Below are 13302 nucleotides of genomic sequence, written 5' to 3' on the forward strand. Positions count from 1 at the left end.
AAAAAAAAGCCCACACTCGTTAGAGTGTGTTAGTTCAATTTTTCTTGAGAAAAAGGGAGAAAAACATGAAAAAGAGAAGGCGTTTAAAAAAGAAAATAAGAAACCGTTTGATTCTTGCGTTCGGTTTACTTATTGCTTTATTTATTTTAATTACATTAATTAAAGGAATTGTTGGACTATTCCATTCTGACAATAAAGCCATGAACAACGAAAAAATCACTGAGGAAATTAAAGGAAGTGAGACATTACGAAAGGCAGGCATGTCTGAAGAAGATATCAAAGAAATGACTTCTTTGCCAAACTACCACAGCAACAGGGCTAAGCGTTATGCCAAATGGAAGGCTAAATCTGTAAAAGACATCGTTATGCAAGTAAACTGCGACATGGATCTAAAGCCTTATTCAAAAACAACGATTGTCGATGATGATTCAGATATGACTTTATTAGTAAACAAGTTTTATGCATTACCAGAAGGCTATCAGCCAAGTGATTTAGTTCCACTTGAAGATTATGCGTGCGTACAAGGCGAAGACTATTCGTGTCAGACAGTTGAACAAATTGAAATGCGCAAGGAAGCGTATGATGCATATGTTAAATTTTGTAAGGCTGCCGCAAAAAACGATATCAACATTCGCGCCATTGCCGGATACAGAACCTACGAATATCAAAAAGGCTTGTGGGATTATTATGCATCTGTAAACGGAGAAGAATATGCCGACCAATATTATGCTCGTCCTGGACAAAGCGAACACAACTCAGGACTTGCGGTAGATATCACTTTCAATGGATATAACTTTAATGAAATTGAAAATTATGATGGATATGACTGGATTCTAAAAAACATGCACAAGTATGGATTTATTCTTAGATACCCAGAAGATAAAACAGATGTAACCCAATATGGATATGAATCTTGGCACATTCGTTATGTAGGTAAAGAAGCTGCTACAAAAATTTATAAGAACAATTGGACTTTGGAGGAATATCATGGCTCAAAATAAAAAAAGAAGAAGACGCAGAAGGATGCGTAAAAGAACCAGAAATAGACTTATTCTAGCTGGTGGTATTCTTGTCGTACTATTTATTTTATATTTATTAATTCATTTCATTGTTGGTTTATTCTCGAGTCCAGAGCCAAAAGATAACACAGGCACAACACCAGAAACAAAAACAAGTGAAGAAACAGTTGTTTCCTTTATGGGTGTTGGAGATAACCTAATACATGAAACAGTATACAATGATGCACTACAAGATGATGGAACATATGATTTTTCAAAGATGTACACTAACTTTAAAAAAGATGCGAAAGAATCCGATATTGCGTTCATTAACCAAGAAACTGTATTAGGAGGAGAATCTATGGGCTTATCTGGATATCCTACATTTAACTCACCTACTGAAATTGCCAAGAATTTAGAAAAGGCAGGTTTCAACTTGGCTAACCTAGCTACAAACCATTGTCTTGATCGAGGTGAGCAAGGTATTGCCAATGAATTAGAAGCCTTCAGTAATACAAATATTGTGACAGATGGTGTTTATACTTCGCAAGAAGCCTTCAATACCATTCCAACATTCAAGAAAAAAGGAATCACTTTTAGTTTCTTAGCCTATACATATGGAACAAACGGTATTGCTCCTGATTACGATTATAATGTTTCTTATCTAGATGATGATCAAATCAAATCAGATGTACAGAAAGCAAAAGAAATAAGTGATGTGGTCATTGTTTCTGCACACTGGGGTGATGAAAATACATTTGAACCAAATGATCTACAAAAACACTATGCCCAATTATTTGCGGACTGCGGTGTGGATGTCGTTATTGGAACCCATCCTCATACAATTCAACCAGTAAAATGGATCAAAGGTAGTTCAGGAAATAAGATGTTATGTGTATATTCTCTAGGAAACTTTATCGGTGGAATGTTGACAACAGACAATGCGATTGGTGGTGAAATCAAATTTGATTTTGTGAAGAAAAGCGATAAGATTACGATTGAAAATGTTAAATGGATCCCTACAGTAATTCACTTCGAAGGAAATCAAAATAATATCATGGAAGTTCGATACAACTATAAAGCTTATAAATTATCTCAATATTCAGATAAACTTGCCAAAAAACATGTATTAAATGGATACGATGGCAATACCGTAAGCATCAAATATATCACAAATAAGACAAAAGAAGTCATTGATGAAAAATATCTAAAATAGGCGCTGAATAAAATCAGCGCCTTTAACTATAATATTCATCTAAAGTTAAGTTATTCTCATACAAATACGTTGCCAAATCTACACCCACATAACGCAAGTGCCAGCTTTCTGGAGCAATTTTTGTTTTGTCTTCCTTATCATCAGGATAACGCAAAATAAAGCCATACGTATGCATATTTTCTAACAACCAATTATAGTGTGAATTATATCGAACGGCATCTAAATCACTACAATCATTATCCATACGAATATCAACTGCTAAACCAGACTGATGTTCACTAAACCCTGGTCTTGTCCAATAACGATCCGCATATTCTTCACCATAGTTTGCAGCTCCTTTATTAAACAAACCCACTTGATAAGCATAAGAACGATAAGCTGAACAAGCATTCAAAATAAATCCCTCATTTGATGCTGCCCCAATCAACTTTTCAAAGGCTTCAGCCGCCTCTTTTCGCATGCACACATTCTCATTTTCACCACTCGAAGGTACCTGAACTAAATCACTTGGTTCATAATCTTCTGGTAATCCTGAATACTTATTCACAAGCATACAAATTGAATCTAAAGCCGAAACTTTTACTGTATTCTCATATGGGGCACCACTTTGATCTATTTTCTCTACTTCAGGTAATTTTGATGTTTCCTCTTGCATTATAGGCGGTTCCTTAATAGGAATTAAATCATGATCAATCAATCTTATATCTAATATATAACTTAGTATAAATCCATTTAAAATCAATGATACTAAAATATAAATGATAGTTTTCATCGCTACACCGGTATAAACAAGACTTTATTATATCCACCACAAATCATGCCTAATGTAGCACTTTCTGCATTGGATAAATCATATTCCTTGATCATAACTTCTTTACATTCTTTGGCATCTAAAATAGCCTGATACTCGACTTTTCCTCCGCCAATCGTATCAATGACTCCATCTTTATGCACTAACATCATACTGCCGACCCCCCTTGGTGCTGACCCCTTTTTATCAATAATGATACATAAAGTTCCATGAACATTGGATTCTAATAATTCTTTCGAAACACTCGAACTAAACTTTGCGTTTTTTATTTCAATAAGCTCCGCTAAAATACTGATTGATATCTCAGCAGGCGTCTGTGCCTTAATATCTAAACCAATGGGAGCATGCACATTCGATACTTCTTCCTTAGAATATCCTTCTTCAATCAAAGCATCAAAGGTCTTTTTTACTTTTCCCTTGCTTCCAATCATACCCAAATATAAATGAGGTTTACGAATCGTCTTTTCTAGACAAAGACGATCATCTTTATGTCCTCTTGTCACTATCACATAACAAGCATTCTCTTCATCTGGCAATACAGAATCCATTTGATCATAATCGATACAATGAATTTCATTTGCGGTTGGAAAACATTCCCGATTCGCAAATTCTTTACGATTGTCAATCACAATCGTATACAACTCTAATATACTAGCCATTTTAGCTAAATATTGACTGACATGTCCACAGCCTAAAATCACAAGCTTAGGCTGCATATTAAACCATTCCTTTTGGATGATATTCACATCGACATTTTCTTCTAATAAAGCTCTTACACAACGCGTATACAAATCCATGGCCCCGTTCACATGAATCTTTACAGGTTTATTTAGTTTCTTTAAATAAACACATATTAAATCTTGCATAATTCTAGGTGTTACAAGTTCATTCGGATCTAAATTTGCAAGTTCATAACGATGTACCACATCTTTTACTGGTTGATTTAATCCATTTAGATTTGAAATCAACACAACCTCATCCGTATCTGAATCAAGAACTGGTTCATTCACGTTTGGATATTTTAAAGGTAAATGCTTAGAACCATCTGCCTCAATCAGTATCACATCCACCACTTGTTTTAATTGATTAAACAACTCTTCATCTAACGCCTCAATTTTCAAGTCACCACACCGATTTCCCGCATGACAATATCCATATGTTTCAATTCTATGCATTATTTCATCATAACCAGGATCTACCAATGTATCTTCTTCAATCAACATATGCGTCGTTGTACACATTAGAACTGTTTTATTCATAGAAACATATTTATCTTTTAACTCACGGATATACGTTGTTTTTCCACCTGAACCAATTATACTAATGATCATTTGAAATCTCCTGAATTGCACGTACCACAAAATCCACATCTTCTATTGTATTTTGAAAAGATACAGATAAACGTACAATTCCCTGTTCTTCTGTTTTTAAATGTTTATGCATTAATGGAGCACAATGCGCTCCACAACGTGTCACAATACCATACTTATAATTCAATAAGTCACTCACATAAGCACTATCTTTACCTGGAATATTCAAAGCCACAATAGGCGTAGAATTTTCTAAAGATGAATAAAACTCTACATCCCCTGTTAAACCTTCATATAATTTTTGAAGTAAAAAGTGTTCCTTTTCCACAATCGCTTTTTGATGTGATAAAACATATTGAACCCCTGCATTTAAAGCTGCAATTCCTGCAAGATTCTGTGTTCCCGCCTCTAAATGTTCTGGATACGCCTCTGGCATTTGTGGATTAAAAGAATCTATGCCCGTTCCACCAGAAATCAATGGCTTTACTTCAATGTCCTTTACGCAAAAACCACCAATACCACCAATCCCTAATAGACCTTTATGGCCACTAAAACATAAAACATCAATATTTTCCATAGATACTGGTATATGACCTGCACTTTGAGCCGCATCCACCATAAAAAGAATGCCACATTCTTTACAATACTTTCCAATGGAATCCACATCAAAAATTTCACCTGTCACATTTGAACTGTGTGTCACGATAACCATTCGAGTATTTTTTTGAATATGGCATTTAATATCCTCTAAATAAGGAGCACATATCGTTAATGTGATTATTCCCTTTTCTTCTAACTCATATAAAGGACGAAGCACACTATTGTGCTCCGCATACGTAGTGATCACATGATCATTTTCTTTTAAGATTCCTTTAATGCAAGTATTTAAACTCTCGGTATTTCCACCATTTAAAATAACACGGTGAAAATCAGAGAGTCCAAAAAACTGTGCAATATTTCTTCTTGCCGCAAAAATCAAACGTGAAGAATCCATATTTGAACTACGATTCGCATTGCCTGCCACATCTAATGCATCCATAACCGCTTGTTTGACTACATCTAGTTTTGGAAAGCTAGTCGCAGCCTGATCAAGATAAACCATGCAGTATCGCCTCCAAAACACCTCCACCAATACAACGTGCCTTGTCAGAAATTGTAAAACAATTCTGATATTCATCCACTCTAGGATCAATATCTGCCATTTTAAATCCAGATGTTACATTGTACCCATCCTGAATCAATCCTCTAAGTAAGCCTGACATGCTCGCATACACTGGTGTTTTATCGATATACGCAATAATTTCTCCTTTTTCAACGATATCTGTAATCTTTTTGACATTGTGACAAACACCTGCACAAGGAGAATGAATCACTCTTTCTTTAGAATATCCCTTAATATTTCCAGGAACACCCGTATTTGGCAAAGCATGTCCTTGGTAAATCAGTCTTCCTAGATTATGCCCACGCATCGTTTCCACAACCACATGCACATCTTTGCCTGCACAAAAACCAGGACCTAAACCAATTGTGATAGGTGCCATATCTATTGTCGTACCTAAATTCTTCTTGGCAAGAATCGCATCCACCAAGGCAATATGTTCTATTTTAGAAATCATTTCACCATTTGGATCTACCATCATTGCGACTTGATTTTTAGCCATCACTGCTTTAGCTCCTTCTATCGTTGAAACTAAAACACACGTCATATCTTCAACCGTAAATTTTCCTTCATACACAGCCTGACAAAAGGCAACATTTCTTCGTATTGCGCTTGGTTTTTCAACTTCTAACACCAATACTTGAAATCCACTTTTTACAAGTTTATATATTGTCCCTGTCGCTATGTCTCCTCCACCACGCACAATAACACATTTATTCATAATCCTTATGGCTTGATAATTTTATCAGCCTTCTCCATTCTTTCTACAATATCATACATATTTGTGACTGAACCCACCTGAAGTTCTTCTTTTAAATGGAAGAAATCCAAGCAAGTTCCACAACTTACAATTTCTACTCCATTATCCGCTAAATATTTTAAATCTTCTAAAGTTTCACTCTTTGTCGTTGTGATTTTTACACCCTCATTATAGAAAATCATTTCATCTGGCAAAACATCTTGTTTTGTCAAAGAGAAAATAAATGATTTCATTAAAATCGCACCTAAATCCGGATCTGAACCCATCACATTACTTGCGCACACAACAACCATTTTAGGCTTAGCCAAGCTGCAGTCCGCATATGTGTATTCCACTTCAAAATCTGCTTCTTCATCACCCTTTGAAATTTCAACAATATAATCCTCACCCTCTTTTTTAGAATTTACCGTATAATTTTTTACTTTCGCAAACTTCGTTAAGTTTTCAACCGCAATCTCATTATCCACAATTGTTGAAACTACATTTTCTTCTTTTAAAGCTTCCTTTGTCTTTACAACTGGAAGTGGACACTCTAAGCCTCTACAATCTAAAGTTTTCATATCTTCCTACCTCTTACATATACATTATATTCATTTTTCTCAATGACTTCACCCACAACATACAATTCAAGATTATTTTCCTTAAAATCTTTCTCTAGCATTTCTAAATCCGCTTTAGATACACTAGCTAATAAGCCACCACTCGTTTGTGGGTCAAACAAGATTTCTTCTGTAAAGAAATCACAATCAAAACTAATCTTACCCTCTACACTATTGCGATTGGTCTGGGCAGCCCCACTTAAATAAAATTCTTCGACATACTTTTGACAGTCATCAAAATATGGAATCGAATCCTTATAAATCACTGCACTATTTTTTTCGTCTAACATCTCATTTAAATGCACCAACAAGCCAAAACCCGTTACATCGGTTAGAGCATGCACATCATATTTTTTTAAAACATCACAAGCATACTTGTTTAATGTAGTCATACTTTTAAAGACTCTTTCCTGCATTTCTTTAGAACAATCATCCATACGCAACGCATTTAAAGTCAAACCAACACCTAAAGGCTTCGTCAAAATAAAGACATCCCCACATTGTGTGCCATTATTTTTCTTTACGTCTTTTGGATTTACCAAACCAGTTACACTCAAACCATATTTAATTGAATCATCACGAATGGAATGCCCTCCAGCTAGTGCACACTCAGCTTCAACCAGCTTAGAATTTCCTCCTTCAATGATTTTACCTAAAATATTCAAATCCTCATTGTCTGGAAAACACACAATATTTAAAGCTGTTTTAGGCGTACCATTCATCGCATAAATATCACTGAGTGCATTTGTTGCTGCAATCTGACCATACAAATATGGATCTTCTACCATAGGTGGAAAGAAATCCAAAGTAGATACAAACGCATGATTCTCATCGATTTGATAAACTGCCGCATCATCCCTTGAATCAAATCCAACCAAAACATGACTGTCTTTATAAGAATCAATTTTTTCTAGAATGTGACTCAATTTCTTTGCGCCCAATTTAGCACTACATCCACCACTCTTACAATATATTTTTTCATTCATCAAAAATTCACCCTTACTATATCCTCATACAAAACATCTTGTTCTTCTAAAAAGAGCTTCCACTTTTCCTCATCTAGATCCTTCGACATAAAACACATGCCACATCCTGCCTTAACACAACTTGGAACAGGTATCATACGCCCGTTTTTTGTCTTAGACTCCAAATCTAGAACATCTTGAATACTTTTAAAAGTAATAATCAATACTTCCTCTTTATTCATTTTCAAATACTTCCTTAAATACTTGTTCGGAATACATTTCTATTTTTTCTTGAAACAATTTATATTTACGTACCAATTCTTTTCCTTCTAAAGTCAATTGCGAGCCTCCACCAAGACTTCCACCACTCGTCGTATGAACCAGTTCATAACCCAAATCTTCTTGAGCTCTTTTGATGATTTTCCAAGCCTTTGAATTTGACATTCCCATTTCTTTATAAGCCTTTGATAGAGAACCATACTTATCGCATAATTCCAATAGTTCTACAACGCCTTTGCCAAAATTTGGTTCATTATTACCAATTTGAATTTTTAGTTTATATCTCATTTTCCAAATCCACAATTTGGATATGTGCAAATATCACATCCTAAGCACAATCCACCTTCACCTAAATCACACAATTCTTCATATGTCACTACATCTTTGGCAAGTAAACGACAAAGTACTAAATCAAATACCGTTCTTTTGGCATACATAACACATCCGGGAAGACCAACAATTGGGACTTCTCCTTTATAAGAAAGTAAAAACATAGCACCAGGAAGAATTGGAGAACCATAGCTAATTATATTGGCACCTGTGTTCTTGATTGCGAGTGGCGTTCGATCATCTGGATCCACACTCATTCCACCCGTACAAAGTACAATATCTACCCCTTGTGTCAATGCTTCATTGATTTTTTCTGTCACCATTTTATCGTCATCATCACAAATCGCATGATACACCATTTCACAACCAAACTCAGCCAATTTAGCTTGAATAACTGGTGTAAATGTATCTTGAATTCTTCCTTTATACACTTCACTTCCTGTTGTGATCACAGCCGCTTTCTTTAATACAAACGGCTTAATTTCAAGAATAGGAGATGTGATGAGTGATCTAACTTTATCCATCTTTTCCTTTTCAATCACCAAAGGAATAATACGCATACCCGCAAGTTTATCACCCGGATTTACTACTGCGTTTCCATGTCTTGTTGCGATCATCATCTGTCCAAATGAATTTACTGTAAACAAAGCCTTACGATCTACTTTCAACAAACCGTGAATCTCACTTTTTAATTCGATTTTTCCTTCTTTGATCTCACCATACGACATGTGTTCATTTTTACACATATCTAGTAAAACCATAGCCGCATCATTTTCATGCATCATGCTCTCGTCATTTTCCCAAACATATAAATGTTCTTTTCCAACTGACAACAATAAAGGAATATCTTCTTCTGTCACAATATGACCCTTACGAAAAAGGGCATCTTTTGTGACACCCTTAATGATTTGCGTTATATCATGACAAAGTACATGCCCTACGGCATCCTGTGTCTTGATTAATTTCATGTTATTCTCCTTTTTTAAATCCGTATTTTTTGAATACTTTTAAAGCTTTATCGCTCTTTAAGAATTCAATCAATGAATTGGCTTCATCTTTATACTTTGTACTCGATACACTACCAACTGGATATAGTACTGGTGTAGCTAATAATGAATTATCGCACTCTGCCACTACCTCTACTTTATCACTACTTGCAGCATCTGTCGCGTAAACTAAACCAATTTCTGCATTTTGTGTTTCAACTTGAGACAATACTTCCGTTACATTTCCCGCTAAGCTTAAACGATCTTGAATTGAATCCCATACACCTAAATTTGTCAAAGCTTCCTTTGCGTAGCTTCCTGCAGGAACTACTTCTGGATCTCCAATCGCAATAATTGAAGCATCTTTAATATTATCAAATCCAGTGACTGTTGTAGTGCTGTCTTTTCCTTTGATCAATACCAATTTATTCTCTAATACATTTGAAATTGAATCCGCATCTACTAAATCTTCATCTTTTAATGCGTTCATCTGTGTTGTAGCTGCACTAAAAAATACGTCGGCATCTAATCCTTTTTCAATTTGAAGCTGTAATTTTCCACTACTATCATAAACACCTTCAATCGTTACATTTGGATACTCTTTTTCAAACATTGGAATCAATTCATCTTCAAATGCGTTTTCCAAACTTGCGGCTGCCGCAATTGTAAGTTTTACTTGTTCTTTTGGTTCATTTGAACTACACCCAAATAAACTTGTGGCCATGACTCCAGCCAATAAAACACTTAAACCGTTTTTCATACGATCTCTCCTTGTTTAATTTTATATTTAAAATCACACAACTCATTTACTTCCTCTTTATTGTGTGATACAAAAACAACCGGTTTTGAAATTTGAAGCTCACTTTTAAGCTCCTTTAATAAATCTTCCTTTAAATCTTCATCTAAAGCACTAAATGGTTCATCCAATAAAAGAACATCTGGTTCATAAGCCATCAAACGAGCCAATGCCACCCTCTGTCTTTGTCCACCCGATAATTGTTTGGGATATCTTGAAGCAAGTTCACTAATTTGAAATTGTTTCATCACTTTCCTGACCACAATATCCACATCTTTTACTTTTCTAGCCCTTAATCCCACACTAATATTTTCATATACATCCATATTGGGAAATAGAGCATAGCTTTGAAACATATAGCCCACATTTCGTTTTTGAATCGGTACATTTATTTTCTTTTCTGAATCAAATAAAACACGATCATTTAATACAATCCGTCCTTGATCTGGCGTTTCAATTCCAGCTATACATTTTAATGTCATACTTTTGCCAGACCCTGAAGCTCCCATAAGCCCTAAAATATTGTCGTTCACTTGAAAGGAAACGTCTAAATCAAATTCTGCAAGCTTCTTATATATTTGTACTTCCAACATTTAGAAACTCCTTTTCTTTCGAACATACAAATGATATAGATTCAACAAAATCACAGCTGTAAAACAAATACCAATGATCACCCACACATAAAAGGCAGCTGATTCCATATCTCCACTCATCACTTCACTATATACAGCTACAGGAAGTGTTCTTGTCTTTCCAATGATGTTTCCTGCAAGCATCGCCGTTGCACCAAACTCACCTAAGCCACGCGCAAACGCAAGGACACCACCACTAATAATTCCTGGTAAAGCATTGGGAATCAATACTTTCAAGAAGATGTTCCATTCGCTCATTCCTAAAGTTCTTGCGGCATACACTAAATCCGTATCCACTTGATCAAAGGCACCCCTGGCATTTCGATACATGAGTGGAAATGAAATAACCACCGCTGCGATCACAGTCGCACTAAAGCTAAATGCGATGCGAATGCCAAATGCACTCATAAAAAATTTTCCTATAGGTTGATTTACGCCAAAGATCATCAACAAGAAAAATCCAGCTACTGTAGGTGGTAAAACCATAGGCAAAGTAAAGATTCCGTCAAAGACCATTTTCAAAGCTTCGCTCTTTCTTGAATAAATCCACCATGCCGCCAGTAAACCAAGAATAAATATGATTACTATTGTGATACTTGCCGTTTTTAAAGATATCCAGATTGGAGTTAAATCTAAATTACTTCCTTGCGCACTCACTCGCTTCACCCTTCATAATTTCTAAACCATGTTTTAATGGTCCTAAAATAATATCTAGACTTTCCTTTACTGCCTTAGGACTTCCTGGCAAGTTAATAATCAAAGTCTGATTTCTTAATACACTTGCACCACGAGACAACATGGCCTTATTTGTATATTTCATCGATTCATAGCGCAATGCTTCACTAATACCTGGAACATTTCTTGTCATAACTTTCATTGTGGCTTCTGGCGTCACATCACGAATACTAAGTCCGGTACCTCCGGTTGTAAGGATCAAATCATTTTGGCAACGATCACTTAAATTGATGAGTTGCGAAACAATTTCATTTTCATCATCTGCAATCACTGTCACACTTGTCACATTGTATCCATGTTCTGTCATGATCTTTTCAATTAATGGACCACTCTCATCTTTTCTTTGTCCAGTACTTGCCTTATCACTTAATGTCAATACGGCTACACGCATTCTAGAATCTTTATTTTCAATGACTTCAACGGTATCTCCAACGCAAATATGTCCACCATGTATTACACGCGTAAATACTCCTAGATGAGGCATAATACATTGCCCAACTTGATGGTAGATTGCACAATGTGAATGACAGCTTTTGCCTATTTGCGTCAGTTCTAGTAATACATCGCCAATCTTAAATTGTGTTCCTACTGGATAACTTGTGAATTCAATACCTGATACAAGTAAGTTCTCGCCAAAGGCACCATCCTCCACATCAGCTCCTTTAGCCTTAAATTCTTCACGCTTTTCATAAGATAATAAAGAAACTTGGCGATGCCATTTACCCGCATGCGCATCATTTTCTAATCCATGATTCTTAATAATATCAATATCTTGAACCGGATGTTTTTCTGTTCCTTTTTGTTCACTAATACAAATAGCTTTAATTATTCCTTCCATACAAAATCTCCACTTTTTCCACCTGATTTAGAAACCAAATGTACATTTTTGATTTCCATATCTTTACTTACAGCTTTACACATGTCATAAATTGTCAGAAGACAAACATTTACACCTGTCAAAGCTTCCATTTCTACACCCGTTTTCCCATTACACTTCACGGTACAGTAGGCATAGATCAAACAATTTGCTCTATCAACATCAAAATCAATATTCACCTTATTAATCATTAAAGGATGACATAAAGGAATTAACTCACTCGTCTTTTTTACACCCATAATTCCGGCAATACGAGCTACACCTAATACATCTCCTTTTTTCATGTCGCTCTGCTCAATTTTATGTAGAATTTCTTCATTTACCAATATACTTCCAACCGCACAAGCACTTCTTGAAGTAACATCCTTTTCACTTACATCCACCATGCGTGCATTTCCATGTTCATCAAAATGTGTTAATTCCATTTTAACCTCCAATTTCATTCATCACCGTCGACGAATGTTCTTCTTCAAAATGATGTTCCTTAGGCTTCTTGAATATCCACTCTTTCATCACTTTTTCTAGTTCTTCCAAATCATTTAGATAAGGTTTTAAATCCACTCCATCACTATGGAATAAACATAATTTCAATCGTCCTACACTACTTAAGCGCACGCGATTGCATTGACCACAAAATTTATTATGTAACGCTTCAATAAAACCAATATATCCCTGAAACTCTGGTATTGTATAATAATGAGCTGGTCCATTGCCAAGCTTATTATTATATGCATTTAATGTATAATTCTTTTGTACATATTCAATCAGTTCATTCATTTTGGTGTTTCGATCACTATATTTTAGTGGCATCAATTCAATGTATCGCAACGCAATCTTTTTATCTTTGAT

17 protein-coding genes are annotated in these 13302 nt (G+C 35.4%); 2 read left to right on the forward strand and 15 right to left on the reverse strand.

Annotated features, from left to right (window positions below; all coding sequences use genetic code 11):
- Positions 1-65: 65 nt before the first annotated feature.
- Both ACZQCL_RS00885 and ACZQCL_RS00890 read left to right on the forward strand, forming a co-directional pair.
- Positions 66-1001: a M15 family metallopeptidase gene (locus tag ACZQCL_RS00885; protein ID WP_331865895.1), complete on the forward strand. Its 936-nt coding sequence runs from the start codon at positions 66-68 to the stop codon at positions 999-1001.
- Entirely contained in the window at positions 988-2214 is a 1227-nt protein-coding gene (locus tag ACZQCL_RS00890) for a CapA family protein (protein WP_482481550.1), read from the forward strand. Before ACZQCL_RS00885 ends, ACZQCL_RS00890 begins: the two co-directional genes overlap by 14 nt.
- A 22-nt stretch (positions 2215-2236) precedes the next feature.
- On the opposite strand, the gene ACZQCL_RS00895 is transcribed toward ACZQCL_RS00890, so the two are convergent.
- From ACZQCL_RS00895 to ACZQCL_RS00965, 15 genes are all read right to left on the reverse strand, one after another.
- Positions 2237-2986, reverse strand: a complete 750-nt coding sequence (locus tag ACZQCL_RS00895) for a M15 family metallopeptidase (RefSeq protein ID WP_337930332.1) — start codon at positions 2984-2986, stop codon at positions 2237-2239.
- A gap of 2 nt (positions 2987-2988) precedes the next feature.
- Complete coding sequence (gene yqeC / locus ACZQCL_RS00900) at positions 2989-4356, reverse strand: selenium cofactor biosynthesis protein YqeC (RefSeq protein WP_337619060.1); 1368 nt, start codon at positions 4354-4356, stop codon at positions 2989-2991.
- Entirely contained in the window at positions 4346-5437 is a 1092-nt protein-coding gene (locus tag ACZQCL_RS00905) for an aminotransferase class V-fold PLP-dependent enzyme (protein WP_227992720.1), read from the reverse strand. Before ACZQCL_RS00905 ends, yqeC begins: the two co-directional genes overlap by 11 nt.
- A complete protein-coding gene (yqeB, locus tag ACZQCL_RS00910; protein ID WP_482481553.1) occupies positions 5424-6215 on the reverse strand; it encodes a selenium-dependent molybdenum cofactor biosynthesis protein YqeB in 792 nt (263 codons plus the stop codon). The genes ACZQCL_RS00905 and yqeB overlap by 14 nt, the downstream gene beginning before the upstream one ends.
- A gap of 5 nt (positions 6216-6220) precedes the next feature.
- Positions 6221-6814 carry a sulfurtransferase-like selenium metabolism protein YedF gene (yedF, locus tag ACZQCL_RS00915; protein ID WP_227992722.1) on the reverse strand — a complete coding sequence of 198 codons (594 nt, stop codon included), beginning with the start codon at positions 6812-6814 and terminating at the stop codon, positions 6221-6223.
- Positions 6811-7839: a selenide, water dikinase SelD gene (selD, locus tag ACZQCL_RS00920; protein WP_482481555.1), complete on the reverse strand. Its 1029-nt coding sequence runs from the start codon at positions 7837-7839 to the stop codon at positions 6811-6813. Before selD ends, yedF begins: the two co-directional genes overlap by 4 nt.
- Positions 7839-8060 (reverse strand): putative Se/S carrier protein, encoded by a 222-nt coding sequence (locus ACZQCL_RS00925; RefSeq protein WP_331865888.1) that lies wholly within the window; start codon positions 8058-8060, stop codon positions 7839-7841. The genes selD and ACZQCL_RS00925 overlap by 1 nt, the downstream gene beginning before the upstream one ends.
- Complete coding sequence (locus ACZQCL_RS00930) at positions 8053-8385, reverse strand: winged helix-turn-helix domain-containing protein (protein ID WP_154555506.1); 333 nt, start codon at positions 8383-8385, stop codon at positions 8053-8055. The genes ACZQCL_RS00925 and ACZQCL_RS00930 overlap by 8 nt, the downstream gene beginning before the upstream one ends.
- Positions 8382-9395 (reverse strand): molybdopterin-binding protein, encoded by a 1014-nt coding sequence (locus ACZQCL_RS00935; RefSeq protein WP_482481558.1) that lies wholly within the window; start codon positions 9393-9395, stop codon positions 8382-8384. Before ACZQCL_RS00935 ends, ACZQCL_RS00930 begins: the two co-directional genes overlap by 4 nt.
- Before the next feature lies 1 nt (position 9396).
- On the reverse strand, positions 9397-10173 hold the full coding sequence (gene modA / locus ACZQCL_RS00940; protein ID WP_482481560.1) for a molybdate ABC transporter substrate-binding protein: 777 nt from the start codon (positions 10171-10173) through the stop codon (positions 9397-9399).
- Complete coding sequence (locus ACZQCL_RS00945; protein ID WP_482481562.1) at positions 10170-10802, reverse strand: sulfate/molybdate ABC transporter ATP-binding protein; 633 nt, start codon at positions 10800-10802, stop codon at positions 10170-10172. The genes modA and ACZQCL_RS00945 overlap by 4 nt, the downstream gene beginning before the upstream one ends.
- Positions 10803-11507, reverse strand: a complete 705-nt coding sequence (modB, locus tag ACZQCL_RS00950) for a molybdate ABC transporter permease subunit (protein ID WP_482481564.1) — start codon at positions 11505-11507, stop codon at positions 10803-10805. It abuts the gene before it with no gap.
- The gene (locus ACZQCL_RS00955) at positions 11479-12414 is read right to left on the reverse strand and encodes an MOSC domain-containing protein (protein WP_227992731.1); all 936 of its coding nucleotides are present in this window, start codon (positions 12412-12414) and stop codon (positions 11479-11481) included. Before ACZQCL_RS00955 ends, modB begins: the two co-directional genes overlap by 29 nt.
- Entirely contained in the window at positions 12402-12878 is a 477-nt protein-coding gene (moaC, locus tag ACZQCL_RS00960) for a cyclic pyranopterin monophosphate synthase MoaC (RefSeq protein WP_199670874.1), read from the reverse strand. Before moaC ends, ACZQCL_RS00955 begins: the two co-directional genes overlap by 13 nt.
- A gap of 1 nt (position 12879) precedes the next feature.
- A partial coding sequence (locus ACZQCL_RS00965; protein WP_482481567.1) for a GTP 3',8-cyclase MoaA family protein occupies positions 12880-13302 on the reverse strand: 423 nt, incomplete at its 5' end.

The sequence above is a fragment of the Holdemanella sp. genome (assembly GCF_056804935.1).

What these genes read in the sequence shown, in the direction of transcription:
- yedF (WP_227992722.1), bottom strand. Translation starts at nt 6,814, where the DNA reads ATGAAAACTTTAGATTGTAGAGGCTTAGAGTGTCCACTTCCAGTTGTA.
- selD (WP_482481555.1), bottom strand. Translation starts at nt 7,839, where the DNA reads ATGAATGAAAAAATATATTGTAAGAGTGGTGGATGTAGTGCTAAATTG.
- modA (WP_482481560.1), bottom strand. Translation starts at nt 10,173, where the DNA reads ATGAAAAACGGTTTAAGTGTTTTATTGGCTGGAGTCATGGCCACAAGT.
- yqeC (WP_337619060.1), bottom strand. Translation starts at nt 4,356, where the DNA reads ATGATCATTAGTATAATTGGTTCAGGTGGAAAAACAACGTATATCCGT.
- ACZQCL_RS00945 (WP_482481562.1), bottom strand. Translation starts at nt 10,802, where the DNA reads ATGTTGGAAGTACAAATATATAAGAAGCTTGCAGAATTTGATTTAGAC.
- ACZQCL_RS00930 (WP_154555506.1), bottom strand. Translation starts at nt 8,385, where the DNA reads ATGAGATATAAACTAAAAATTCAAATTGGTAATAATGAACCAAATTTT.
- ACZQCL_RS00885 (WP_331865895.1), top strand. Translation starts at nt 66, where the DNA reads ATGAAAAAGAGAAGGCGTTTAAAAAAGAAAATAAGAAACCGTTTGATT.
- ACZQCL_RS00895 (WP_337930332.1), bottom strand. Translation starts at nt 2,986, where the DNA reads ATGAAAACTATCATTTATATTTTAGTATCATTGATTTTAAATGGATTT.
- ACZQCL_RS00935 (WP_482481558.1), bottom strand. Translation starts at nt 9,395, where the DNA reads ATGAAATTAATCAAGACACAGGATGCCGTAGGGCATGTACTTTGTCAT.
- ACZQCL_RS00890 (WP_482481550.1), top strand. Translation starts at nt 988, where the DNA reads ATGGCTCAAAATAAAAAAAGAAGAAGACGCAGAAGGATGCGTAAAAGA.
- yqeB (WP_482481553.1), bottom strand. Translation starts at nt 6,215, where the DNA reads ATGAATAAATGTGTTATTGTGCGTGGTGGAGGAGACATAGCGACAGGG.
- moaC (WP_199670874.1), bottom strand. Translation starts at nt 12,878, where the DNA reads ATGGAATTAACACATTTTGATGAACATGGAAATGCACGCATGGTGGAT.
- ACZQCL_RS00905 (WP_227992720.1), bottom strand. Translation starts at nt 5,437, where the DNA reads ATGGTTTATCTTGATCAGGCTGCGACTAGCTTTCCAAAACTAGATGTA.
- ACZQCL_RS00955 (WP_227992731.1), bottom strand. Translation starts at nt 12,414, where the DNA reads ATGGAAGGAATAATTAAAGCTATTTGTATTAGTGAACAAAAAGGAACA.
- ACZQCL_RS00925 (WP_331865888.1), bottom strand. Translation starts at nt 8,060, where the DNA reads ATGAATAAAGAGGAAGTATTGATTATTACTTTTAAAAGTATTCAAGAT.